Consider the following 23,332-nt stretch of genomic DNA (forward strand, 5'->3'; position numbering starts at 1 on the left):
CATACGCTGCGTATGTGAATTTGAGGTGACCACCGTGACTGCTCTCGTGAAACGCAACCGCCTGACCTGGCTGGCCGAACTGCCAGGCTTGTTGCGCCTGGCCTTGCCGCTGGTGCTGGGGTTGTCCGCGGCCGAGCTGATCAGCCTGACCGACACCGTGTTGCTGGCATCGCTGGGTACCGTGGTACTGGCCTGTGTCGCCCTCACCAGCAGCGCCGGGCTGATCTTCCACGCAGGGCTGTACGGCATGCTCGCGACCCTGAGCGTGCGCGTGGGGCATGCCTTCGGTGCCGATGATCCCGGCGCGGTGGCGCGCACCCTGCGCGCCGGGCTTGGCTATGGGTTGCTGATCGGCGTGCTGGGCTGCCTGGCGATGCTGGCCAGTCTGCCCGTGTTGCAGTGGCTGGGCGTGCCGCTGCCGGACGTGGCGCTGCTGACCCCGTACTGGCAAGCCATGGCGGTGTTCCTGATCCCGTACTGCCTGGCGGTGGTGTTCAAGGATGTCCTTGAAGCCATCGGTCGGCCGTGGGTCGGCGTGCTGCTGGTGATGAGCGCCGTGCTGTTCAACATTCCGCTCAGCTACGGCCTGATCCATGGCCACTTCGGCCTGCCTGCCCTGGGGCTGATGGGCGCGGGGATCGCCGGGGTGCTCGCCGAGTCGTTGGCGGTGCTGCTGGCCCTGGCCTACTGGCGCCTGGCGCCGTCGCTGGCGCGCTATCGACAGGCACCTCAGGGCGCGCGCCTGGGGTGGGGGACACTGTTGAACGAGGGCTGGCCGCTGGGGTTGGGCTACCTGGCCGAGGCCGGCGCGGTGGTGATCGCCGCCTGGATGCTCGGCTGGCTGGGCAACGCCGCGCTGGCGGCCAACCAGGTGGTGCAGTCGGTCGGTGCCTTGTTGTACATGCTGCCGCTGGGCATGGCCGCGGCGGTGAGCATCCGCATCAGCCAGGCCCAGGGGCGCGGCGAGACGGCGCGGATCCGTGCCATCGGCACGGCCACTTTCGTCAGCGTCAGTGCCTGGATGCTGGTGGCCACGGTGCTGCTGGCGCTGTTCGGTCGGGATATCGCCGAGGCCATGAGCGATGACCCGCAGGTGATCGCCATCGCCGTGCCGATGTTCGTGGTGGTCGCGGCGATGCAGGTGGCCGACGGCCTGCAGTCCACGGCGCTGGGTGCCCTGCGCGGGCTGCAGGACTACCGCTGGCCGGTGGGGGTGACGATGGTCAGCTATTGGTTGCTGGCGTTGCCACTGAGCTACTGGCTGGCGTTTCACTCGACGCTGGGCGCGGTGGGGGTGTGGGTCGGCTTTGCCAGCGGTCTGACGGTGGCGGCGCTGTTGCTGCCGTGGCGGTTCTACCGGTTGCAGGGGACGGTAGATGTGACGGCGCAAGGCTGCGCGACTGCCCGCTGAGTTCGCTGGCCTTGTTGCGCAGTGCCAGTGGCCCGGTCCTCAGGCGCGGTAGAACACTGCCAGCCATACCGTGGCCACACCGGCCTCGGTCCATTCGACGCGATGCCGGCAGTGGGGCGGCAGGTGCAGGTGGTCTCCGGCCTGCAGCACCCGGGCTTGCGCCTCATCCGCCAGTCGCACTCCGGCGCTGCCGCTGAGCACAACCACCCATTCCCCTTCGTCCTGGTCGTACCAGTAGCCTGGCGGGCTGGCCTGGCCACTGGAGACGATGCGCTCGATGCGCAGGCCTGGCCGGCGCAGCAGGTCGTCGAAGCGTTCTTCAGCCTGCGGATCGAGGGCGGGCAGGGCGCTGAACAGGTTGTCGGGCATGGCGGTCGCTCGTGCGGTTGGTGGGCGCCAGTGAGTGTAGCGCTGCGCTGGGTCGGGCAGTCGCGAATGGCCCGAGGGCGTCCATGCCACTGTGGGACCGTGCAGCTAGCGCCCCAAGGGCAGTGCGACGCCGATCAGGGCGAACAGGCCGCCGCAGCAACGGTTGAAGCCGCGTCCACCCTTGGCCAGCCACGGCCGGATACGGAACGCCAGGCGTGCCAGCAGGTACTCCACCAGGCATTCGACACTGGCGAAGGTCGCCGCCATCACCACGAACTGCAGCAGCAGGCCACGCTGCGGGTCGATGAACTGCGGCAGGAACGCGCCGTAGAACAACAACACCTTGGGATTGGCCACGGCCGACAGGCAGCCCTGGCGGAACAGCCCGGCATTGCTCAACCGGGCGTTGCCCGAGGGCTGCTCCAACTGCAGCGCCGGGGTACGCCACAACTGGATCCCCAGCCACAGCAGATAGGCGCCGCCCACCCACTTGAGCACGCTCAGCAGCGAGGCCGAAGCCTGCAGCAGGGCGCTCAGGCCGAACATGGTCAGGGCGATCAGGGCGCTGAAGCCGAACACGCCGCCGAGGATGGTGAACAGCGTGCGCCGGGCGCCGTACAGCGCACCGTGGGTGAGGGCCAGCAGGCTGTTCGGACCAGGGGTCAGCGACAGACCGATGCTGGCCAGCAGATAGATGAGCCAGGTGTCGAGGGCCATGGGGCACGCCTTGTTGAAAATCCGGGCGCCAGTGTAAGGCAGGGGTGGGCGAGGGAAGGGTATGATCTGGACATTCGATCGTGATATCTGGACATCGCCATGACCCCCGACCTGCGCCTGCTGATCCTGCCGCTGCCAGCGTTCGCCCTCCTGCCTTTCGGTGCCTTTCTCGACAAGCTGCGTTTCTCTGCCGATGACGAGGACTACAGTCGCCAGCGCTATTGCCGCTGGCAGGTGCTGGGGCTGGACGAACAGGCGCTGGTGTCGAGCAGTGGCGCGGTGGTGCAGGTCGAATTGACGCCGGAGCAGGTTCAGTGGCGGGACGTGGACTACCTGGTGCTGTTCGGCGGGCGCAATGCGGCCGAGACGGCGGCGCTGGCGCCACGCTACCAGGCGTTGCTGCGGCAGGCGGCCAGGGCCGGGGTGAAGCTGGTGAGCGTTGACAATGCCGCCTTCCTGCTGGCGGCCTGTGGCCTGCTCGAGGGGCACAAGGTGGTGGTGCACTGGCGCCACGAAGCGGAGTTTCGCGCTTCGTTCCCGCACTTGCAGGTGCTGACCGAGCAGTTGTATTGCTTCGATGGCGCGCGTATCTCCTGTGCCGGTGGCACTGCCGCCATCGACCTGGCCGTGGAGCTGGTTGCCCGTGCCAGTGGCCGGGCACGGGCGCTCAAGGGCCTGGCCGACATGCTGGTGGACGAGAGCCGCGACAGCCGCCATGCATTGCGTTCGCTGGAAGCCGGCAGTGGCCAGGGGCGCCAGGTACAGCGGGCCACGGCGCTGATGCGCCATCACCTGGCCGCGCCGTTGTCGATCGAGCAAATGGCCGCGCAGCTGGGGATCAGTCGGCGTCAGCTCGACCGCCAGTTCCAGGCAGCCCATGGCATGAGCGCCAAGGCCTGGTGGCTGGAGATGCGCCTGCAGCAGGTGCGCTGGCGGTTGCTCAACTCCAGCCACAGCCTGGCGCAGATCGCCGACGAGGTGGGGCTGGGAGACGCCAGCCACCTGGGCAGGTCGGTGCGGCGGCGGTTTGGCTGCACGGCGCTGGCGTTGCGCCGTGGCGGGTTTTCCAGCACCGCGCAGCCGGGACCCGACGGGCAGGCCTGACCCTGTCTACTGCGGTGAGCCGAACACGCCGGTCCAGTAGATGCCGGCATCGCTCTTCGGGTCCACGGCATACGCCGCGCCCAATTCGCGGTAGTCCGGGTTCATCAGCGTCGCGCAGTGGCCGGGGCTGGCCAGCCAGCCGTCGACCACCTTGCGCGCGGTATCGCGCCCGGCGGCGATGTTCTCGCCAATCTGCCGGTACAGGTAGCCGGCCAGTTCGGCACGGTCGCCTGGCGTGCGGCCCTCGCGGTCGATATGGTCGAAGAAGTTCTGGTTGGCCATGTTCCGCGTGTGGCTGGCGGCAACCCCGGCCAGGGTAGTGTTCCAGGCCAGTGCCGGGGCGGCGGCGAAGGGCTGGCCGGCGCATTGGCGCGGCACGTTGCGGGCAGCGTTGATCTCCTGGAGCAGTTTCTGGCCTTCGGCCTGCCAGTCGCCGAGGCGGCCGCTGAGCAACGGGCGGGCCAGGACGATGCGCCAGTCACGGCCTTCCTGGCTGACGCCGATATCGACGAACTGCGGGTCGAGCACCACCTGGCAGAAGCTTTCCTCGATGGCCTTCATCGCCGCCCTGGCATCGCGTGGGCCGGACAGGCTGATGGCCTGGACGTTGACCATGGGGTAGGCGGCGCGGGTCATGGCCTGTTGCAGGTCACGGGTCCCCTCCGGCGACAGTGCCAGGCGGGTGTCGCTATTGAGCGGCGGCAGCTCCAGGGAAGCCTCGCCGCCGCAGCGCTGGGCCTGGCTGCGGTAAAGGTTGATCGTATCGATCAGTTGCGCTTCCTCGCCGGAGAAAGCCTGGGCGCTGGCCGAAGCGAGCAGGCCCAGCGTCAGGCCGAAGAAGCAGGCAACGGATGGGACGCGCATGTGGATCTCCCTGTAACTGGCAGCGTCTGGATCTGCGCTGCTCATCCTACACAAGCGCGGGGCGTTTGGCCCGGTGCAGTGCAATGCAATGGACGCTCGCCAATCGTTTGCGTGCGGCAAAAGAGGCAGTAGACCGGTGGGCGTGGGAAAAGTGCGGCGCCACGGCGAAATTTTTCCAGGGGCACCGCTCAGTGGGCCTGCGTCGGGTTCGGCCGGTAGAACAGAACGTGCTGGGTTTGCGCGGTGCGGCGATAGGCCTTGGCCCCGTCCTGGCCCAGGCGATTGAGCACCATGCTGGCCACGTCTAGCCAACGACGTTTCAGCCCAGGGTCAGGCTCAGCACCAGCGGCAGGGTGACGGCGGCGGCCACGGTCTGTACCGCGATGATGGTGGCCATCAACGGTGCATTGCCGCCCATCTGCCGCGCCATCACGTAGGACGACGAGGCGGTGGGCAGGGCCTGGAACAGCACCGCGACCACGGCGGCCTGGCCATCCAGGCCGAGCAGGCGGCACAGGCTCCAGGTGGTCAGCGGCATGACCAGGAACTTGAACAGCGACGCGGCCATCAAGGGCGCGACTTGCTGGCCCAGGCGCGCGCCGCCCAGCGCCGCGCCGACGCACAGCAGCCCCAGTGGCAGGGCCGCCTGGCCGAGGGCCTTGACCGTCGGCTCCAGCCCCACAGGCAGGCCCAGACCGGTCACCCGCAGCAGCAGGCCGCCGGCGCAACCGACGATCAATGGATTGGCGAAGATTGCCCGCAGTACAGTGGCCGGCGAGCTGTGGCGAGCGCTGAAGCGGGCGAACACCAGTACGCAGAGCAGGTTGACCAGGGGCACGATGGCCGCGTTGGCCACTGCGGCCAGGGCGATCCCGGCGCTGCCGTAGACGCCGGCGGCGAGGGTGGCGCCGATGTAGTTGTTGAAACGCACGCCGCCCTGGAACACCGAGGTGAAGTCGGCTCCGACGTGGCTGGCCATGCCTTGGTAGAGCACCAGCAGCAGGGCACCGAGCAGGGTGGAGAGCATCAGCGCGCCGACCATGCCCAGGACGGGCACGCCGTCGAGGTTGGCGGTGGCCAGGCCATGCAGGAACAGCGAGGGCAGCAGGACGTAGTAGCTCAGGCGTTCGGCGCCGGACCAGAAGGTTTCGGCGACAAAGCCACGGACGCGCAGCCAGGTACCCAGGGCGATGAGCAGGATGATCGGGACGAGGGTGGTCAACAGCAGGTGGAGCATGGCGGGCGGTCCGTGGTCGGGTATCGGCACAGCCTACTGTGGACGACCGGTTTGGAAAAACGTTGTTTTCTGCAGCGAATGATGAGGAAAACTGCATGGTTGTAGCCAGCCCGCGCCTGGCGCGAGTCGCTCAGGCTTCCAGGGCGGTGCGCAGCACGGCGCTCAGATGGCGTCGTTGGCTTTTCTCGTGTTCCAGCAGGACCATGCGTCGGGTCAGTTGTGGTTCGCCGAAGGGCAGTACGGTGGCGGCGGGCAGGCGTGCGAGGTCGTCGTCGCTCATCGGGATGATCGCTACCCCGAGGCCCATGGCGGCCATGCGCGCGAGGGCTTCCTGGCTGTCGAGCTCCATCTGTTCGCTGACTTGCAGGTGCTGGCGGCGCAGCTCCTGTTCGATCTGCCGGCCGGCCCAGGCGCGCTTGTCGAAGCGCAAGAACGGCTGGCTGGCGAGCAGTTGCGGCAGGCTCTGGCCGCTCAGGTCGGGGCTGGCGATGGCCCAGAAGCGGTCTTCGAACAGGGCGGTGTACTGCAGGTTCTGTGGGTAGGGGCTGACGGGTTCGGTGGTGATGGCGGCGTCGAGCTCGCCATCTTCGACGCGGCGGGCGAGCTCGGCGGACATGCCGGAGACCACGCTGACGTGCAGCTGTGGGTGATGGGCCTTGATCCAGACCAGGGCCTTGGGCAGGCGTCGGGCGAGGACGGTATGGATGGCGCCGATGCGTAGCCGTCCGCGCAGGGCGGGGCCGCTGGCGAGGGTGTCGGCCAGTTCGTCGTAGGCGGCGAGGATGCTTTCGGCGCGGGTCACCGCGAGTTGGCCGGCCTCGGTCAGGGTCACCTGGCGGCGGCTGCGGTCGAACAGCGGGACCTGGAGCTCGTCTTCGAGGGTCTTGATGTGCAGGCTCACGGCTGAGGGGGTCAGGCTCAGGAGGTCGGCTGCACGGGCGAAGGTGCCGTGGCGGGCGATGGTTACCAGGGTGCGGAGGGCTTTGAGTGACACACTGGGGCTCCTGAGGTTTTCCTGGGGTTGTTTGATCTTGCCGGCCCAATCGCTGGCTTCGCCAGCTCCCACATTTTCTTCCCCCGCTGATCTCCTGGCCGCCAGACCGTCGACTTGTGGGAGCTGGCGAAGCCTGCGATGGGGACCGAAGGCCATGCATCTACAACAGTCCGGACTGTACAAAGTCCAAGCACATAGGTTACAGCCCAAGCAGGCATATGTTCGATAGAAGGATCGGCGAATTAACCAGGCGCTCACTGGCAAACAATTCCTGGGTAGCTATTTCAAGTCTCAAACTTCTTGCTCTTGCTTTTAAGCGCGCAAAGGCACTGCAAAAACCGAATGTACCCACATCTCGAAAAACCACCACCCAAAACTAGAATCCCCCCTTCGAATCCCGCCCCCGCCCATAAGCCTGACTGATCCGGTCAATCACCATCGCCAGCGCCACGATCGCCAGTCCCCCCTCGACCCCTTGCCCGACATTGAGTGTCTGAATCCCCGCCAGCACATCTTCCCCCAACCCCCGCGCCCCGATCATCGATGCCACCACCACCATCGACAACGCCATCATCACCGATTGGTTGAGCCCGGCCATGATGCTAGGCAGGGCCAGTGGCAGGGCGATCCGGCGCAACCGCTGCCAGCGCCCGGCACCGAGCCCGTGCGCGGCCCTGAGCAGCGAAGGATCGATCTGCGCCAGCCCCAGCTCGGTCAGCCGCACGAGTGGCGGCAACGCGTAGATCAATGTGGCGAACACCGCCGGCACCTTGCCCAGGCCAAACAGCATCAGCACCGGAATCAGGTAGACGAAGGCCGGCAGGGTCTGCATGACATCCAGCACCGGCAGCATCAGGCGCCGAACCCGTGGACGGGTCGCTAGCAGGACGCCCAGGGGCACGCCGATCAATACGCACAACCCGGTACTCACCAGCACCAGGGCCAGGGTCTGCAACAGCTTGTCCCACAACCCGAGCATACCGATCAACCCCAGCAACAGCGGCAACACCAGAGCGCGCGCCAGGCTGCGGCTGGCGTGCCAGGCCAGCAGGCCGACCAACAGCAGCAACAGCCACCAGGGTATCAGACGCAACAGGTCCTCCAGGCCGACCAGCAGCCGCAGCAAGTGCCCGGAAACACCACGCAAGGTGTCGCCATAATGCAGCACCAGCCAATCGACCAGACGGTTGACCCAAGGCGCGAAGGAAAACTGCAGGGCTTCGGGAAAACCGCCGCTCACCGCGCGCCCTCGTTCAGCCACTTGGCGATCCGGGTGGCGCGATCGCTCGGCAGCCAGGCCTGCCACACCTCGGAGTTGTCACGCAGGAAGGCCAGTGCGGCCTCGCGAGGAGGCTGGCGGGCTTCGCTCATCCTGGCCAGCGCCTTGTTCAGCCGCTCGATCGGCAGGTCCACGTTCTCGAATACGCCGACCAGGTCCGGGTACTGGTCGTGGAACGCCTTGGAGACGCCGATCGATAACCTGGCGGGCGACGAGCGGCTCCCCCTGGGCGCCGGGTTGCTGGCATCGGTGAGGGTCGCCCAGGCTGCCGGGTCGAACGGTGGTTCTTCCAGGCGGACCAGGTCATAGCGGCCCATCAGCGGGGTCGGGCTCCAGTAATAGAACAGTACCGGCTTGCCGAGCCTGATCTGTGCCGCGATCTCGGCGTCGAGGGCGGCGCCGGAACCGCTGCGGAAATTGTTGTACAGCCCATCCAGGCCGTAGGCCTTGAGTTTCTGGCTGTTGACGGTTTCGGAGGTCCAGCCGCTGGGGCTGTTGAGGAAGCGCCCCTTGCCGGGTGCCTCGGGATCTTCGAACAGGTGGGCGTAGCGCTTGAGGTCGTCGACACTGCGCAGGTCCGGCGCCAGCGGCGCCAGGTTGCGCGCCGGATCGCCCTTGATCACGTAGGCCGGTACCCACCAGCCTTCCTCGGCGTTCTTCACCGTGTCGCCCAGCGCGTACACCTGGCCGGCCTGCTCGGCCTTGATCCAGGCGGGGCTGCGTCCGGCCCACTCCTCGGCGATCACCTGCAGGTCGTTGCGCGCCAGGGCCACCTCCATGCTCACGGTGCTGCCGGGCAGGGTATCGGTGGGGTAGCCATAGCCTTGTTCGACCACGATACGCAGCACTTCGGTGGTCAGGGCGCCGCTTTCCCAGCCGATGGCGCCGAAATGGATGGGCGCCATGTCGGCGGCCGCGGCGGTGTCGGTGCTGGCCAGGCCCAGTGCGAGCAGCAGGGCGGCCAGCAACGTCGGGGTCTTCTTCATGCGAGCCTCGTCGGTTGCCGGTCCTTGGGTCCCGGTCAGTGTAGACGACGGCCTCGATCATCCAGGGAAGCCTCGCCGGCTGCCGCTTCGCCCGTGGCTGGCGAACACTGCAGGGCCGCCATGGAGGCGGTTCACTGGCCAAGTAAAGGAGTGCGCCATGCAGCTTGATCTGAATTTCGTCTATTACCGCAATTTCCGTTTCGACGGTAAGTTCCATGTGCGTTGCCATGGCGAGGACCTGTCCAAGGTCAGTCGTATCCGTTACGAACTCGAGCGTAGGGAGGGCGAGGGCTACGTAGCGTTGATGGGGAGCTCGACATACTCCCAGGCCCAGAGCGGCAAGCTTGAAGAACATGGCTGTCCGGTCACTTTCGTTACCCGGGAAACCGGCGGGGCCTACCGTATCAGGCCGCGGGTGGTACTGCTGGATGCCGTTGCCACGGCAATGGGCCGGCCCACAGGCGCTGCCGGGGTGATAGACCTGCCGCCGCTGGAAATGACCATTGGCGAAGACGAGCTGGATCGGGGCATCCTCGACAAGGTCCCGCTGGAGGCCCCGGCACGCCGTCGCAAACGCGAGTTGGATGATCCCTACGGACACCAACTGCCGCCGTTTCCGTTGCAGGAGGAGGGACATCGCTACCCGTTGCTGCTGATCAAGTTCGGCCCGCAGGGTTACGCCAGGCTGAACGCAGAGCTGCTGGCGGAGTCTGGTTCGTGGCTGGCGCGGCACTGGCCGAAACTGGGGGAGGTGATCGAGCTCAAGCCTTATCTGCACGCTCACGAGCATGCCGATGAGCGACTGGCCGTGCTCGAAGGTTACTACAGCCTCGAACAGCCGCGTTCGATGAACAACGACACTTATGTCGCCCTGCTGCAGACCCTGGCTGCGCTCGACTATGTGGAGTCGCTGCAGTTCCTGGCGCCGGAGCAGGACTCGGGCTTCATCCTGTTCGGCGTTTCCGCGTTGCTGGCCACGCTGCTGACCGGCGCTGCCGTGGTGGCGGGCAACCGGGCCAACCAGGCGGCACAGCCGACTGCTGATTTCGAGCCGCGACAGTACTACCTGGATGCCCCCGCGGGTCACAGGCAAGGCATGAATGTCCGTCAGGCCTGGGCGCGTCAGGTGACCGGGAAAGGCGCGCGCATTCATTTCAGCGATGGCGGCCTGTACCCGAACCACGAAGACCTGCGTGGCAATCCCAGGCTCAAGGTGGTCACTGCCGAGCCAAACGATGATCCAAAGCATGGCACGGCTTCCGTCGGAATCATGGTCGCCGTGCGTAACGGTTTCGGCGTGACCGGCATCAGCCATGACAGCGAACTCTATCTGTACAACAACAGGGCGGGCTCCGCTTCGGGGGCGCAGACGCTCAAGGCGCTGCTGCGCCAGGTGTCGCCGGGCGATATTGTCGGTATCAATCGCCAGACCGCCAATATCGAGGTGTTGTCCACGTTCTTGCCGGCGGTGCACGACCGAGACTGGTGGGATGTCATCAGCCAGTTGAACCAACGCGGCGCCGTGGTCGTGGTGGCCGCTGCCAATGGCAGTTCGCAGTCACTTCCAGCCAAGGGGACGGTCGCTGGATATGGCGTGGACTTGGCGCAATGGCGCTATTTCAATGACCATGGCGATGCGGGCGCCATCCTGATCGGCGCCTGCCAGTCATGGGACGGCAAGCCACACGCCTATTCCAATCATGGCTATCGCTACCGCATGCTCAATGCCTGGGGCGACAGCGTGACCACACTGTCCTATGGTGCCTTGCAGGACAAACCGGGCGAAGACCGCGACTACACCGATCGCTTTGGCGGTACGTCGTCCGCCACGCCGATGGTGGCCGGGGCGCTGAGCCTGATCCAGTCCTATGCGATGGAGCAGCATCACGTCTACCTCGATGGCAATCAGATGCATCTGCTGGTGATGGCGTCGGGGTACGAGGACGCTACTTTGCCGGACACTCAGGTGCTGCCGATGGGCGCGAGGCCGAATGTGCAGGGGGCTTTGCTGATGCTCGACCGGATCCTGGGGGGGAGGGCGGTTCCTGTCGGCACGGGATGAGTTGTAAGACGAGTGTCGGGGCCCTTGCGTGGCCCCTTCACGCTACAAGGGCGTTCCTGCAGGTTCGCAGGAGCCGCCCTGGATAACGCATTTCAGACGCGGAACTGGTCCATCAGCCCTTGTTGCTGGTTGGCCAGGTCATTGAGCGACTGGCTCACCCGCGCCGATTCGTTGGCCTGGCCGCTCAGCGACTCGGTCACATCACGAATGGTCGCGACGTTGCTGTTGATCTCCTCGGCCACCGCGCTTTGCTCCTCGGCCGCCGATGCAATCTGCAGGTTCATGTCGGTGATGACCGTCACGGCCTGGCCAATGCGCTGCAGCGCCGTGACCGCCTGGCCGACCTGCTCGACACCGCCCTGGGCCTGGCGGTGGCTGCTGTCCATGGCGCCGACCACTTCCTGGGTGCCGGCCTGCAGGGCCTCGATCACCTGACGGGTTTCCTCCACCGACTCCTGGGTACGGCGCGCCAGGTTGCGCACCTCGTCGGCGACCACGGCGAAACCACGCCCGGCCTCGCCGGCGCGGGCCGCCTCGATGGCGGCGTTGAGCGCCAGCAGGTTGGTCTGCTCGGCGATCGAACGGATCACCTCCAGCACCGAACCGATCTTCTCGCTGTTGTGCGCAAGGCCCTGAACCTGGGTCATGGCGCCGCTCATGTCGGCGGCCAGGGTGTCGATGCTGGTGGTGGTGCGGTCGATCACCGCCAACCCCTCGCGGGTGGCCTGGTCGGCGTCGCGGGCGGCCTGGGCCGCCTGGGCGGCGCTACGCGCGACGTCCTGGGCGGTGGCGCTCATCTCGTGGGAAGCGGTGGCCACCTGGTCGACCTGACGATACTGCTGTTCCATGCCGGCACTGGTTTCGGCGGCGATGGCCGCGGACTGGTCGGCGGTGCCGCGGGCGGCCTGTACCGAGCGTTTCACTTCGGCGATGGTCGGCTGCAGCTTGTCGAGGAAACGGTTGAACCAGCCGGCCAGCTCACCCAGTTCGTCGCGCTTGTCGTACTGCAGGCGGCGGGTCAGGTCGCCTTCGCCACTGGCGATGTCCTTGAGCATGGCGGCCACGCCGAGAATCGGCCGGGTCACGGTACGGGCCATCAGCCACACCAGCAGCAGGCCGGCGATCGCGGCGGCCAGGCCCAGGCCCAGCTCCAGCAGGGTGCCACTGGTGTTGAGGGCGTCGAGTTCCTGCTTGAGCGACTCGGCTGGCCCGGTCAGGGCGCTTTCCGGTACATCCAGCAGCACGCCCCACGGCTTGCCGCCGGGTACCGGCTCGAAGGCCGCGAGGATTTTCAGACGCTGCTGGGCGTGCAGCACTTGCAGCTTGCCCTCGGCCAGCTTGCGCACCAGTTCCGCGCCCTGGCTCGGGTCGACCTGGTCGAAGCGCTGGGCCAGCTTGCCGGCATCGGCGCTGTAGCCGGCCAGCAGGCCCACGGGGCTGAGGATGCCGACCGTGGTGCGGCCTTCGTAGAGGCTGCGGCTGGCGTTCTGGCTCAGGGCCTGCAGGCTGTTGAGGTTGATGTCGATGGACAGCGTGGCGATGACCTTGCCGTTGGCCTTGAGCGGGAACACGATGCTGGTCATCAGCACCCGCTGGCCATCGATGTTGTAGAAGTACGGCTCGACCACGCACACCTGGCCGGTACTGCGCGGGCACACCCACCAGGTGTTGGCCGGCTGGCCGCTGGGGCCGATCTCGGTGTTGGCCATGTCGTGCTCGGGCAAGGCCATGGCGGTCAACTGGCCGGCGCGCGGCTGCGACCAGTACAGGGCGAAGCGCCCGGTCTCGTTGCTGCCCAGCGCCTGCTGGCCGGCGAACAGCTTGTCCTTGCCATCCAGTGCGCCGGGCTCGAACACCAGCGACAGGCCAAGCAGGTCAGGGTTGGCCTGCAGCGCGGCACGAACCTGGGCAGTCATGTCCTGGCGCAGGTCGTAGGCGTCGAGGAAGCGCTTCTCGGCCTGTTCGCGCAGGAACAGCACCTGGCGGGCGAAGCCGGCGCCGTACTGATAGGCGTCCATGAACTGACGGCGGATGTTCAGGGCCTGGACCTCGCCCTGGGATTCGATGCGTGCCTGGGCCGCCTCGGTGAGCATCTGCATGCTGCTGGCCTTGACCAGGTCCGAGCTGTGGTCCATGCGGTACAGCGAAAGGCCGACCAGCAAGGTGACGATAGCGGCCAGACACAGTCCGGCCAGCAGGGTGATCTTCCATTGAATCGAGAGTTGTCGCAGCACAGGCATTGGGGCAAATCCCTTGTAATAGTTTGAGGCTGCCGACTGTTTCGGCGTTGCAGGATTTTTCTTTATTTAAACGTTCAATTAAACGCTGCGACTTTCGTCTATAGCCGAAGGAGGGTCGCGAGGCAGACGCTTTTGACATCTGCCGGCCCGTGCTTCAGAGTGTGCGCCCTCCACAACAACATCCCCTGGTCCGGCCACTGCCTAGCCGCAGTCTGTCGCCGGAGCGCCCGCTCTTTGTCTGTCGTAACGAGGTTTGCACACCATGAATGCAGTGATTGCCGCGGTCGGGCTCATGTTGATCCTGAGCCTGTCCCGCGTGCACGTGGTCATCGCGCTGATCATCGGCGCCCTGGCCGGTGGCCTGGTCGGTGGCCTGGGCATCGAAGGCACGCTCAAGGCCTTCAATGGCGGTCTGGGTGGCGGCGCCACGGTGGCGCTGTCGTATGCGTTGCTCGGTGCCTTTGCCGTGGCCATCGCCAAGTCTGGCCTGGCCCATGCCCTGGCCGACCGCGCGCTGGCGATGATCGACCGCCAGGGCCATGCCGAGGGTGGCAAGGTCAAGTGGCTGATGATCGGCCTGATGCTGGTGGTGGCGGTGTCGTCGCAGAACATCCTGCCGATCCACATCGCCTTCATTCCGCTGCTGGTGCCGCCGCTGCTGTATGTGCTGACCCGCCTGCGCATCGACCGCCGGCTGATCGCCTGCGTGATGACCTTCGGCCTGATCACCCCGTACATGTTCCTGCCGGTGGGCTTCGGCAACATCTTCCTCAACGAGATCCTGCTGGCCAACGTCGCCCGTGCCGGGGTCGACATCAGCGGTGTCAACGTCACCCACGCCATGGCCATTCCCGCTGCGGGGATGCTGGCCGGCCTGCTGCTGGCGGTGTTCTTCAGCTACCGCAAGAAGCGCGACTACGACCTGGCGCGGATCGAGCAGGTGGAGCAGGTCAGCGTGCAGTACAACCCGCTGACCCTGCTGGTGGCCGGCATCGCCATCGCCGCGGCGTTCGTCATCCAGCTGTGGCTGGACTCGATGATCATCGGTGCCATGGTCGGTTTCCTGATCTTCTCGCTGTCCGGCATCGTGCGCTGGAAGGAGACCGATGGCCTGTTCACCGAAGGCATGAAGATGATGGCCATGATCGGCTTCATCATGATCGCCGCCTCGGGCTTCGCCGAAGTGATGAAGGCCACCGGCGAGGTGAAGACCCTGGTCGAGGCCTCGGCGCAGTGGATCGACCACAGCAAGGGTGTCGGCGCGCTACTGATGCTGCTGGTGGGCCTGCTGGTGACCATGGGCATCGGCTCGTCGTTCTCCACCGTGCCGATCCTGGCGGCGATCTTCGTGCCGCTGTGCGTGCAACTGGGCTTTGACCCGCTGGCCACGGTGTGCATCGTCGGTACCGCCGGTGCGCTGGGGGACGCCGGCTCGCCTGCGTCGGACTCGACCTTGGGGCCGACCTCGGGCCTGAACGTCGATGGCCAGCACCACCACATCTGGGACACTGTGGTGCCGACCTTCATCCATTACAACCTGCCGCTGCTGGCGTTCGGCTGGCTGGCCGCCATGACCCTGTGATCGCCCGAGCCCGCCCGGACGGGCGGGCTTGCGCCGCGAAGGTGTCTCAGCCGCGTGCCGGTGGCGAGACGATGCGGTTGAGGACGGTGCTGCCGTCCTTGCTGCGGGTCAGGTAGACCGGCAATACCTTGGGCAGGTTGTCGACCAGGCGCTCGACCTCGGTGGTGTTGTAGATGCCGCTCACACGCAGTCGCGCGGTGCCATCGTCGGCCAGGCGCAGCGGTTTCTCCAGGTAGCGGTTGATCACCGGCAGCGCCTGGCCGAGGCTGAGGTTGTCCAGCACCAGCTTGCCGCTGCGCCAGGCCAGGTTGTTGCCGAAGTCGTCGCTCTGCGCCAGTTGCGGCTCGAAGTCGCCCTGGCGATAACTGGCCTGCATGCCGGGGCCGAGTCGATAGCCGCCGCCGTGGCTGCCATCGCTGCTGACCAGCACCGAGCCTTCCACCAGGGTCACCTTGACCTGGTCCTGGTACTTCCACACGTTGAACTGAGTGCCGGTGACCCGGGTCTGGCCGTTGCCGGCGCGGACGATGAACGGGTGGCTGCTGTCATGGCTGACCTGGAAGAACGCTTCACCCTTGACCAGGGTGACTCGCCGCTCGTCCTTGTAGTCGAGAAAGCGCAGCTCGCTGTTGAGGTTGAGCTCGACGACGCTGCCGTCGCTCAAGGTGACTTGCTGCAAGCGGTCACTGCTTTCGAAATGCTGGTAGCTGCTCGGCAGCCAGCCCTGTTCCCAGCCGACCCAGCCGGCCAGGGGCAGGGCGAGCAGGGCAATGGCGGCGGCCGAAGCCAGGGGGCGCCAGTGACGGGCCAGCCGGGGCGCCGGGCGCAACTCGAGGACATTGGCCGTGCGCGGCAGCAGGTCGGCGGTCTGCCAGATCTCCAGCATCGCCTGGTATTCCTCGGCGTGACGCGGGTCGGCGCCCAGCCACTGGTTGAAGGCAGTACGCTCGTCGGCACTGCAATCGTCGGCGTGCAGGCGCATGCACCAATGCGCGGCGGCGTCGGTGATGGCATCGTCTTCGCTGGGAATGAGGCGGTCCTGGTTCATTGCGGCTCCCGGTTTTGCCGGCATTCTACCTTCGGCCGGAGGTTACGAGAACGAGTTAATGGCGAATGACTATCAAATGTGAAGTATTTCCGCGCATATGCAGTTGGATCCCATCCGCTTTGCGCATGATCGACGCATAAAAAAGCCCCGAGGGCCAAGGCCTTCGGGGCAAACGGTTGGGGGAGGAGCCAACCAAAGGAGTCTTCACGTCACCGTCGGATCACGGGATGCTGGCCACCACGTCGGGTTGCCAGCCGCCGCCGAGGGCCTTGTAGATCGCGACGATGCCGCTGTACAGCTCGACCTCGCCCTGGGCCTGGGCATCCTCGGCGCTCAGCCTTTCACGCTCGGCGTCGAGCAGTACCAGGTAATCCACCGTGCCTTCGCGGTAGCGCACCGAGGCCAGTTCCGCAGCCTTGCGGCTGGCGTCGCTCTGGCGCATCAGCGCCAGCAGGCGTTGCTGGCGCTTGCCATAGTCGCTGAAGGCGTTGGCCGATTCTTCCAGGGCCAGCAGCACATGCTGCTCGTAGCTGGCCAGGGCACCGTCGGCGTCGGCCTTGGCGCCGCGCAGGCGCGCACGCACGCTGCCCAGGTCGAATGCGGCCCAGGTGATGCTCGGGCCCAGCGCCCAGGCATTGGCTGCCGACGAGCCGATCTGCGAACCGCGTGCGGCGGTGAAACCGAGGAAGCCGCTGAGGCTGACCCGCGGGAACAAGTCCGCAGTGGCCACGCCGACATTGGCAGTGGCCGCGGCCAACTGGCGCTCGGCGCTGCGGATATCCGGCCGGCGGCGCAGCAGCTCGCCGGGGTCGCCCACCGGCAGGGCCTTGGCGATGGCCGGCAGGGCCTTGGGCGCGAGGTCGACGCTCAGTGCGTCCGGGCGCTGGCCGAGCAGGGTGGCGATGCGGTTTTTCGCACGTACCTGTTCGGCCTGCAGCTGCGGCACGCTGGCTTCGACACCTGCCAGGCGGGCGTCGGCGCGAACCACGTCGAGCTCGTTGCCGACCCCGGTGTCGCGCAGGGTCACGGTGATATCCCGCGACTCCTGCTGGGTCTTGAGGTTGGCCAGGGCGATTTTCTCGCGCAACTGCGCACCGCGCAGTTGGCCATAGGCATCGACCAGTTCGGCGATCAGGCTGACCTGCAGTTGTTGCAGGTCAGCGGCGGCGGCGGCCTCCTGGGCTTCGCTGGCTTCGATCTGGCGCTGGATACGGCCGAACAGATCGAGCTCCCAGGCCATGTCCAGGCCCAGGTCATAGCGTTCGCTGTTGACCCGGTGGTCGACCTGGCCTGGGACCTGGGCCTTGCCGATGTCGCTGCTGGCCCGGCTGGTGACTACCGGCAACTGGTCGTTGGAGGCATCTTCGCGGATCGCCCGCGCCGCCTTCAGGCGGGCGAAGGCCACGCGCAGGTCGCGGTTGCCGTCCAGCGATGCCTGCACCAGCTGGTTCAGCACCGGGTCGTCGAACTGCTTCCACCACAGGCTCTCGAAACGGCTGCGGTCGAGGGACTTGGCCGGCAGCGCGCTGTCCAGCCTGGCAGGCTCGGTCGCCGGGGCCTGGTAGTCCGGGCCTACCGCGCAGGCCGCCAGGGCCAGGGCCAGCAGGCTCGGGGTCAGGGGTTTGAGCAGCTTCATGCATGGGTCTCCAGCGCCGGTGCGCGCTCGGCCTTGCGGGCCTGGCGACGCTCGACGAAACGGCGGATCAGGAAGAAGAACACAGGGGTCAGGAACAGGCCGAACACGGTCACCCCGATCATCCCCGAGAACACCGCCACACCCATGGCGTGACGCATCTCGGCACCGGCGCCGGAGGAGAACACCAGCGGCACCACGCCCATGATGAAGGCGATCGAAGTCATCAGGATCGGCCGCAGGCGCAGGCGGCACGCCTCCAGCACCGCAGCCAGCGGGTCGAGGCCCTTGGCCTGTTCGTCCTTGGCGAACTCGACGATCAGGATCGCGTTCTTGCACGCCAGGCCGACCAGCACGATCAGGCCGATCTGGGTGAAGATGTTGTTGTCGCTGCCCGAGATGATCACCCCGGTGATAGCCGACAGCAGGGTCATCGGCACGATCAGGATCACTGCCAGCGGCAGACTCCAGCTCTCGTACTGGGCGGCCAGCACCAGGAAGGCCAGCAGCACGCACAGCGGGAACACGAACAGCGCGGTATTGCCCGAGAGGATCTGCTGGTAGGTCAGGTCGGTCCACTCGAAGGTCATGCCATTGGGCAGTTCCTCTTTCAGCAGTTTCTCGATCGCCGCCTCGGCCTGGCCGGAGCTGTAGCCTGGCGCCGCCGCACCGTTGATCTCGGCGGTGATGAAACCGTTGTAGTGCATCACTCGATCAGGCCCGGAGGTGTCGCTGACCTTGAGGAAGGTCGCCAGCGGAATCATCTCGCCGAGGTTGTTGCGCACCTTGAGCTGGCCGATCTGCTCGGCATCGAGGCGGAACTGCTGCTCGGCCTGGACGTTGACCTGGTAGGTACGGCCAAAGCGGTTGAAGTCGTTGGTGTACAGCGACCCCAGGTAGACCTGCAGGGTGTCGAAGATATCGTTGATCGCCACGCCGTGGGTCTTGGCCTTTTCCCGGTCGATGGCGGCATCGACCTGCGGCACGTTGACCTGGTAGCTGGTGAACAGGCCCGCCAGCTCCGGCACGTTGTGGCTCTTGGCGATGATGTTCTGGGTTTCCTTGTACAGCGCTTCGTAGCCCAGGTTGCCGCGGTCCTCGATCTGCAGGCGGAAGCCGCCGATGGTGCCCAGGCCCTGGACCGGAGGTGGCGGGAAGATCGCGATGTAGGCGTCCTGGATGTCGGCGAACTGGGCGTTCAGCGCGGCGGCGATGGCGCCGGCCGACTGGCTCGGGTCCTTGCGCTCGTTGAACGGCTTGAGCGGGGTGAACACGATGCCGCTGTTCGGGCTGTTGGTGAAGCCGTTGATCGACAGGCCGGGGAAGGCCACCGAGTCGGCCACGCCAGGTTGCTTGAGGGCGATCTCGCTCATGCGCTTGATCACCGCTTCGGTGCGGTCGAGGCTGGCTGCGTCCGGCAACTGGGCGAACGCCACCAGGTACTGCTTGTCCTGGGCCGGCACGAAACCGGTCGGGGTGGACGAGAAGCCCAGGTAGGTCAGGCCCATCAGGCCGGCATACACGAACAGGGCGATGCCGCTGGAGCGGATGACCCGGCGCACGCCGCCGACATAGCCATGGCTGGCGCGGTCGAAGAAGCGGTTGAACGGCGCGAACAGCCAACTGCCCAGCAGTTTCTCCAGGAACAGCGAGAAGCGGTCCTTCGGCGCGTGGTGATCCTTGAGCAGCACGGCCGCCAGGGCTGGCGACAGGGTCAGCGAGTTGAACGCCGAAATCACGGTGGAAATGGCGATGGTCAGGGCGAACTGTTTGTAGAACTGCCCGGTGAGGCCGGAGATGAACGCCGCCGGCACGAACACCGCGCACAGCACCAGGGCCGTGGCGATGATCGGCCCGGTCACCTCGGCCATGGCTTTTTGCGTGGCCTCGAGCGGCTTGAGCCCGAGCCCGATGTTGCGCTCGACGTTCTCCACCACGACGATGGCGTCGTCGACCACGATACCGATGGCCAGCACCAGGCCGAACAATGACAGCGCGTTGAGCGAGAAGCCGAACAGGTGCATCACCGCGAAGGTCCCGATCAGCGACACCGGCACGGCCATCAGCGGGATGATCGAGGCGCGCCAGGTCTGCAGGAACAGGATCACCACCAGCACCACCAGGATCAGTGCTTCGAACAGGGTGTGCACCACGGCTTCGATGGAGCCACGAACGAACACGGTCGGGTCATAGACGATGCTGTAGTCCATGCCTTCCGGGAAGTCTTTCTTCAGCTCGGCCATCTTCGCCCGCACTTCGTCGGAGATCTGGATGGCGTTGGAGCCTGGACGCTGGAAGATCGGCAGGGCCACGGCCGGCTGGTTGTTCAGCAGCGAGCGCAGGGCGTACTGGCTGGAGCCGAGCTCGACCCGGGCGATGTCCTTCAGGCGAGTGATCTCGCCGTCGGCGCCTGCGCGGATGATGATGTTCTCGAACTCTTCCTCGTTGACCAGGCGGCCCTGGGTGTTGATCGACAGCTGGAAGCTGGTCGAGCCCGGGGCGGGCGGGGCGCCCAGCTGGCCGGCGGCGACCTGGCGGTTCTGCTCGCGGATCGCGGCCACCACGTCGCTGGCGGTCAGGTTGCGCGAAGCGGTCTTGTTCGGGTCGAGCCACACGCGCAGCGAGTAGTCGCCCATGCCGAACAGCTGCACGTCGCCGACGCCGCCCAGGCGCGCCAGTTCGTCCTTGATGTTGAGGATGGCGTAGTTGGACAGGTAGAGCATGTCGTAGCGGTTGTCCGGCGAGGTCAGGTGCACGACCATGGTCAGGTCGGGCGAGGCCTTGTCGACGGTGATACCGATGCGTGTCACTTCCTCCGGCAGCTTGGGCTGGGTACGGGTGACACGGTTCTGCACCTGCACCTGGGCGTTGTCCAGGTCGGTGCCCAGGGCGAAGGTGATGGTCAGGGTCAGCTTGCCGTCGGCGGTGGACTGCGAGGACATGTACAGCATGTTCTCGACGCCGGTGATGGCCTGCTCCAGCGGTGCGGCGACGGTTTCGCCGATCACCTTGGGGTTGGCGCCGGGGAAGTTGGCACGCACCACCACGGTGGGCGGCACCACTTCGGGGTATTCGCTGATCGGCAGCTGGAACAGCGAGATCGAACCCGCGATCAGCAGCACCAGCGACAGCACCGCGGCGAAGATCGGCCGGGTAATGAAGAATTTCGAGAAGTTCATCGATGGGGTCCCTTAACCGCGAGGCGCCTGGGCGCTGGCGACTTTTTCGTTGGTGCCGGCCATTCTCGGTGCCGGATTGCTGGCCTCCAGGGCCTGGCGCTGCTGGGCGAGGGCGGCGAGGGTCTGCTCACTGGCCATCGGCGTTTCTTCCGGCGTCACTGGCGAGCCGGGGCGCACACGCTGCAAGCCCTTGACCACGATGCGGTCGTCCTTGGCCAGGCCACTGCGCACGATGCGCAGGCCTTCGAGCTTGGGCCCCAGCTCCACGGCGCGGTAGGCGGCCTTGTTGTCCTTGTCCATGACCAGCACGAACTTCTTGCCCAGGTCGGTGCCGACCGCTTCGTCGTTGATCAGCATGGCGTCGTACTGGGCGCTGCCGACCAGTTTCAGGCGCGCGTAGAGGCCTGGGGTGAACTGGCCGTCGCGGTTGTCGAACACCGCGCGGCCGCGGATGGTGCCGGTGCGTGGATTGACCTGGTTGTCGACGAAATTCATCTGGCCCAGGTGCGGGTTGCCGGTCTCGCTGGTCAGGCCCAGGTACACCGGGGTGCTCTGGCCGCGCTGGCCGTCGCGTGCCAGTTGGGTGTACTTGAGGTACACGCGCTCGTCGGCATCGAAGTAGGCGTAGACCTTGTCGGTGGAGACCAGGCTGGTCAGCGGGGTGACATCGGCGGTGACGATGTTGCCGGCGGTGAACTGGGCCCGGCTGACGCGGCCGCTGATGGGTGCGGTGACGCGGGTGAAGCTCAGGTTCAGACGGGCCAGGTCGAGCTGGGCCTGGATCGCATCGACCCCGGCGCGGGCCTCGGCGGCGGCGCTGCTGCGCGACTCGGCCAGTTCGGCGGAGATAGCGTTGCTGTCGCGCAGACGCTCGCCCCGGCGGGCCTCGTTGGCGCTGCGGATGGCAGTGGCCTTGGCTTGTTGCAGTTGGGCCTCGAGACGGCGGACCTCAGCCTGGAACGGGCGTGGATCGATCTGGAACAGCAGGTCGCCTTTCTTCACCTGGGCACCTTCGGTGAAGGCCACCAGGTCGATCTGGCCGGACACCCGCGGGCGCACCTCGACGGTTTCCGGCGCTTCGAGGCGGCCGGTGAACTCGTCCCATTCGTTGATCGGCTGTTCGATGACCTTGGCGACGCTGACCTTGGGCGCGGCGGGAGCCTGCACGGCGTCGGGGGTGCGGCCGCAAGCGCTGAGCACCACCACTGCCAGGGCAGCGAGGGGGAAGCGCAAGGGTTTGAGTGAGTGATCCATGGAGAACTCCGCCAATGTATTAGTAGTGGGCGGAGTGTGAGTGTCTTGCGCGTGACGCACGAATCAAACGGAGCGAAGGTTATTATCACGCGCAATGATATGTTCGCTGCTTTCATCGATGATGACGGATACTGCCGTGCGCTGCGTGCCAGCCACGCCCAACCAAGGCTTGCGCGATGACTCGTGATCTTCGAACACCCTCCAACCGGACGATCGTCTGCCTCGGGATCCTGCAGATCCTGGTCTGGGGTGGTTCGTTCTTTCTCATGGCCGTGATGGCCGAGCCGATCAGTCGCGACACCGGCTGGCCCGCACAATGGGTGTATGGCGCGCTGTCGCTGAGCCTGCTGGTGGCTGCCGCGCTGGCACCGCTGTCGAGCCGGCTGATCGCCCGTCATGGTGGGCGTGCGCAGCTGGCCGCGAGTGGCGCGGTGGTGGCGCTGGGCCTGCTGCTGATGGCTGCCAGCCAGGGGCTGCCCGGCTTTCTGCTGGCCTGGGCGGTGATCGGCGTGGGCATGGCCATGGGCTTGTACGAGGCCCTGTTCGCCACTCTGGGCGCGTTGTACGCCGAGGGCGCGGGCCGGGCGATTACCGGGGTGACGCTGATCGCCGGCTTCGCCTCGACCCTGTCCTGGCCGACGGTGGCGTTGCTGATCGAGCAGCTTGGCTGGCGCCAGGCCTGCGTGCTCTATGCCGGGGTTCTGCTGCTGGTGGTGCCGGCACTGTACTGGAAGGTGCTGCCGGCAGGTGAAAGCGTCGCCGCGCCTCGGGCGGTGCAGGGCGAGGAAGGCGCGCTCGACCCCGGGCTGTACCGCCTGCTGACGACGATCTTCGCCATCGGCGCGATCATCATGACGGCCATCGCCGTGCAACTGGTTGCGGTGCTGCAGGGCCTGGGCCATTCGTTGGCGGCGGCCATCGGCCTGGCTGCGATGCTGGGGCCGAGCCAGGTGGCTTCGCGGGTATTGCAGGTGCTGGTGGGACGACGGCATCCGGTGTGGACGGCGCTGGTCTGGACGGGCCTGGTGCTGCTGGGGCTGCTGCTGGTGGCCTTTGCGCCCATGGCGACCGCGCTGGGCCTGCTGATTTTCGGCTGCGGCAATGGCCTGCGGGCCATCGTTCGCGGGCTGCTGCCCCTGGCGATGCTGCCACCGGCGCAGTATGTGCTGCTGATGGGGCGGATGTCGCGCCCGTCGCTGATCGGGCAGGCGCTGACACCACTGGTGGGCGGCTACCTGCTCGAGCACCTGGGGGCACACGGGGTGCTGTACTGCCTGGTCGGACTGGCTGCGATCAATCTGGCTCTGGTACTGAACGTACTGCGACGAGTGCGCAAAAGTGCGTAAGGGGGCAGGGCTGCGACCAGCCCTGCC

The 23,332-nt window shown here is 66.5% G+C and carries 17 protein-coding genes; 5 read left to right on the forward strand and 12 right to left on the reverse strand.

What is annotated here, in order from left to right:
- Positions 1 to 34 precede the first annotated feature (34 nt).
- Positions 35 to 1,411, forward strand: a complete 1,377-nt coding sequence (locus F3J43_RS11995) for an MATE family efflux transporter (RefSeq protein WP_166886107.1) — start codon at positions 35 to 37, stop codon at positions 1,409 to 1,411.
- Positions 1,412 to 1,450: 39 nt separating this feature from the next.
- Here the strand turns inward: F3J43_RS11995 and F3J43_RS12000 are convergent, their stop codons facing one another.
- Together F3J43_RS12000 and F3J43_RS12005 are read right to left on the reverse strand one after the other, a co-directional pair.
- Positions 1,451 to 1,780, reverse strand: coding sequence for a cupin domain-containing protein (locus tag F3J43_RS12000; RefSeq protein WP_166886109.1), 330 nt, complete (start codon positions 1,778 to 1,780; stop codon positions 1,451 to 1,453).
- A 105-nt stretch (positions 1,781 to 1,885) separates the two neighbouring features.
- Complete coding sequence (locus F3J43_RS12005; protein ID WP_166886111.1) at positions 1,886 to 2,497, reverse strand: LysE family translocator; 612 nt, start codon at positions 2,495 to 2,497, stop codon at positions 1,886 to 1,888.
- 99 nt (positions 2,498 to 2,596) lie between these two features.
- On the opposite strand from F3J43_RS12005, the gene F3J43_RS12010 reads away from it, so the two are divergent.
- Positions 2,597 to 3,601, forward strand: coding sequence for a GlxA family transcriptional regulator (locus F3J43_RS12010; RefSeq protein ID WP_166886113.1), 1,005 nt, complete (start codon positions 2,597 to 2,599; stop codon positions 3,599 to 3,601).
- Positions 3,602 to 3,607: 6 nt separating this feature from the next.
- Here F3J43_RS12010 and F3J43_RS12015 read toward each other — a convergent pair whose 3' ends face one another.
- From F3J43_RS12015 to F3J43_RS12035, 5 genes are all read right to left on the reverse strand, one after another.
- The gene (locus F3J43_RS12015) at positions 3,608 to 4,465 is read right to left on the reverse strand and encodes a CAP domain-containing protein (protein WP_166886115.1); all 858 of its coding nucleotides are present in this window, start codon (positions 4,463 to 4,465) and stop codon (positions 3,608 to 3,610) included.
- Positions 4,466 to 4,784: 319 nt separating this feature from the next.
- A complete protein-coding gene (locus F3J43_RS12020) occupies positions 4,785 to 5,702 on the reverse strand; it encodes an AEC family transporter (protein WP_166886117.1) in 918 nt (305 codons plus the stop codon).
- 130 nt (positions 5,703 to 5,832) lie between these two features.
- Entirely contained in the window at positions 5,833 to 6,696 is an 864-nt protein-coding gene (locus F3J43_RS12025; RefSeq protein WP_166886119.1) for a LysR family transcriptional regulator, read from the reverse strand.
- Positions 6,697 to 7,072: 376 nt separating this feature from the next.
- The gene (locus tag F3J43_RS12030) at positions 7,073 to 7,957 is read right to left on the reverse strand and encodes an ABC transporter permease (protein ID WP_353618223.1); all 885 of its coding nucleotides are present in this window, start codon (positions 7,955 to 7,957) and stop codon (positions 7,073 to 7,075) included.
- Entirely contained in the window at positions 7,933 to 8,961 is a 1,029-nt protein-coding gene (locus F3J43_RS12035; protein WP_166886121.1) for an ABC transporter substrate-binding protein, read from the reverse strand. Before F3J43_RS12035 ends, F3J43_RS12030 begins: the two co-directional genes overlap by 25 nt.
- A 157-nt stretch (positions 8,962 to 9,118) precedes the next feature.
- On the opposite strand from F3J43_RS12035, the gene F3J43_RS12040 reads away from it, so the two are divergent.
- Complete coding sequence (locus F3J43_RS12040; protein ID WP_166886123.1) at positions 9,119 to 11,023, forward strand: S8 family serine peptidase; 1,905 nt, start codon at positions 9,119 to 9,121, stop codon at positions 11,021 to 11,023.
- A gap of 92 nt (positions 11,024 to 11,115) precedes the next feature.
- Here the strand turns inward: F3J43_RS12040 and F3J43_RS12045 are convergent, their stop codons facing one another.
- A complete protein-coding gene (locus F3J43_RS12045) occupies positions 11,116 to 13,263 on the reverse strand; it encodes a methyl-accepting chemotaxis protein (RefSeq protein WP_166886126.1) in 2,148 nt (715 codons plus the stop codon).
- A 262-nt stretch (positions 13,264 to 13,525) separates the two neighbouring features.
- On the opposite strand from F3J43_RS12045, the gene F3J43_RS12050 reads away from it, so the two are divergent.
- Positions 13,526 to 14,845, forward strand: coding sequence for a Na+/H+ antiporter family protein (locus tag F3J43_RS12050; RefSeq protein ID WP_166886128.1), 1,320 nt, complete (start codon positions 13,526 to 13,528; stop codon positions 14,843 to 14,845).
- 46 nt (positions 14,846 to 14,891) lie between these two features.
- On the opposite strand, the gene F3J43_RS12055 is transcribed toward F3J43_RS12050, so the two are convergent.
- From F3J43_RS12055 to mexE, 4 genes are all read right to left on the reverse strand, one after another.
- Entirely contained in the window at positions 14,892 to 15,893 is a 1,002-nt protein-coding gene (locus F3J43_RS12055; protein WP_166886131.1) for a FecR family protein, read from the reverse strand.
- A gap of 220 nt (positions 15,894 to 16,113) precedes the next feature.
- Positions 16,114 to 17,529 carry an efflux transporter outer membrane subunit gene (locus F3J43_RS12060; RefSeq protein WP_166886133.1) on the reverse strand — a complete coding sequence of 472 codons (1,416 nt, stop codon included), beginning with the start codon at positions 17,527 to 17,529 and terminating at the stop codon, positions 16,114 to 16,116.
- A complete protein-coding gene (locus tag F3J43_RS12065; RefSeq protein WP_166886135.1) occupies positions 17,526 to 20,705 on the reverse strand; it encodes an efflux RND transporter permease subunit in 3,180 nt (1,059 codons plus the stop codon). The genes F3J43_RS12060 and F3J43_RS12065 overlap by 4 nt, the downstream gene beginning before the upstream one ends.
- Positions 20,706 to 20,717: 12 nt before the next feature.
- Positions 20,718 to 21,959 carry a multidrug efflux RND transporter periplasmic adaptor subunit MexE gene (gene mexE, locus F3J43_RS12070; protein ID WP_166886137.1) on the reverse strand — a complete coding sequence of 414 codons (1,242 nt, stop codon included), beginning with the start codon at positions 21,957 to 21,959 and terminating at the stop codon, positions 20,718 to 20,720.
- 176 nt (positions 21,960 to 22,135) lie between these two features.
- Between mexE and F3J43_RS12075 the strand changes: the two genes are divergently transcribed.
- The gene (locus F3J43_RS12075) at positions 22,136 to 23,305 is read left to right on the forward strand and encodes an MFS transporter (protein ID WP_205297810.1); all 1,170 of its coding nucleotides are present in this window, start codon (positions 22,136 to 22,138) and stop codon (positions 23,303 to 23,305) included.
- The last annotated feature ends 27 nt before the right edge of the window (positions 23,306 to 23,332 follow it).

This window comes from Pantoea sp. Cy-639, from assembly GCF_011752525.1.
In the GTDB taxonomy this organism is placed as follows: domain Bacteria; phylum Pseudomonadota; class Gammaproteobacteria; order Pseudomonadales; family Pseudomonadaceae; genus Aquipseudomonas.

Bases quoted from the DNA above. Each gene is read 5' to 3' on its own strand.
- F3J43_RS12000 (WP_166886109.1), bottom strand. From the start codon at position 1,780: ATGCCCGACAACCTGTTCAGCGCCCTGCCCGCCCTCGATCCGCAGGCT.
- F3J43_RS12005 (WP_166886111.1), bottom strand. From the start codon at position 2,497: ATGGCCCTCGACACCTGGCTCATCTATCTGCTGGCCAGCATCGGTCTG.
- F3J43_RS12010 (WP_166886113.1), top strand. From the start codon at position 2,597: ATGACCCCCGACCTGCGCCTGCTGATCCTGCCGCTGCCAGCGTTCGCC.
- F3J43_RS12015 (WP_166886115.1), bottom strand. From the start codon at position 4,465: ATGCGCGTCCCATCCGTTGCCTGCTTCTTCGGCCTGACGCTGGGCCTG.
- F3J43_RS12020 (WP_166886117.1), bottom strand. From the start codon at position 5,702: ATGCTCCACCTGCTGTTGACCACCCTCGTCCCGATCATCCTGCTCATC.
- F3J43_RS12035 (WP_166886121.1), bottom strand. From the start codon at position 8,961: ATGAAGAAGACCCCGACGTTGCTGGCCGCCCTGCTGCTCGCACTGGGC.
- F3J43_RS12040 (WP_166886123.1), top strand. From the start codon at position 9,119: ATGCAGCTTGATCTGAATTTCGTCTATTACCGCAATTTCCGTTTCGAC.
- F3J43_RS12045 (WP_166886126.1), bottom strand. From the start codon at position 13,263: ATGCCTGTGCTGCGACAACTCTCGATTCAATGGAAGATCACCCTGCTG.
- F3J43_RS12050 (WP_166886128.1), top strand. From the start codon at position 13,526: ATGAATGCAGTGATTGCCGCGGTCGGGCTCATGTTGATCCTGAGCCTG.
- F3J43_RS12055 (WP_166886131.1), bottom strand. From the start codon at position 15,893: ATGAACCAGGACCGCCTCATTCCCAGCGAAGACGATGCCATCACCGAC.
- F3J43_RS12060 (WP_166886133.1), bottom strand. From the start codon at position 17,529: ATGAAGCTGCTCAAACCCCTGACCCCGAGCCTGCTGGCCCTGGCCCTG.
- F3J43_RS12065 (WP_166886135.1), bottom strand. From the start codon at position 20,705: ATGAACTTCTCGAAATTCTTCATTACCCGGCCGATCTTCGCCGCGGTG.
- mexE (WP_166886137.1), bottom strand. From the start codon at position 21,959: ATGGATCACTCACTCAAACCCTTGCGCTTCCCCCTCGCTGCCCTGGCA.
- F3J43_RS12075 (WP_205297810.1), top strand. From the start codon at position 22,136: ATGACTCGTGATCTTCGAACACCCTCCAACCGGACGATCGTCTGCCTC.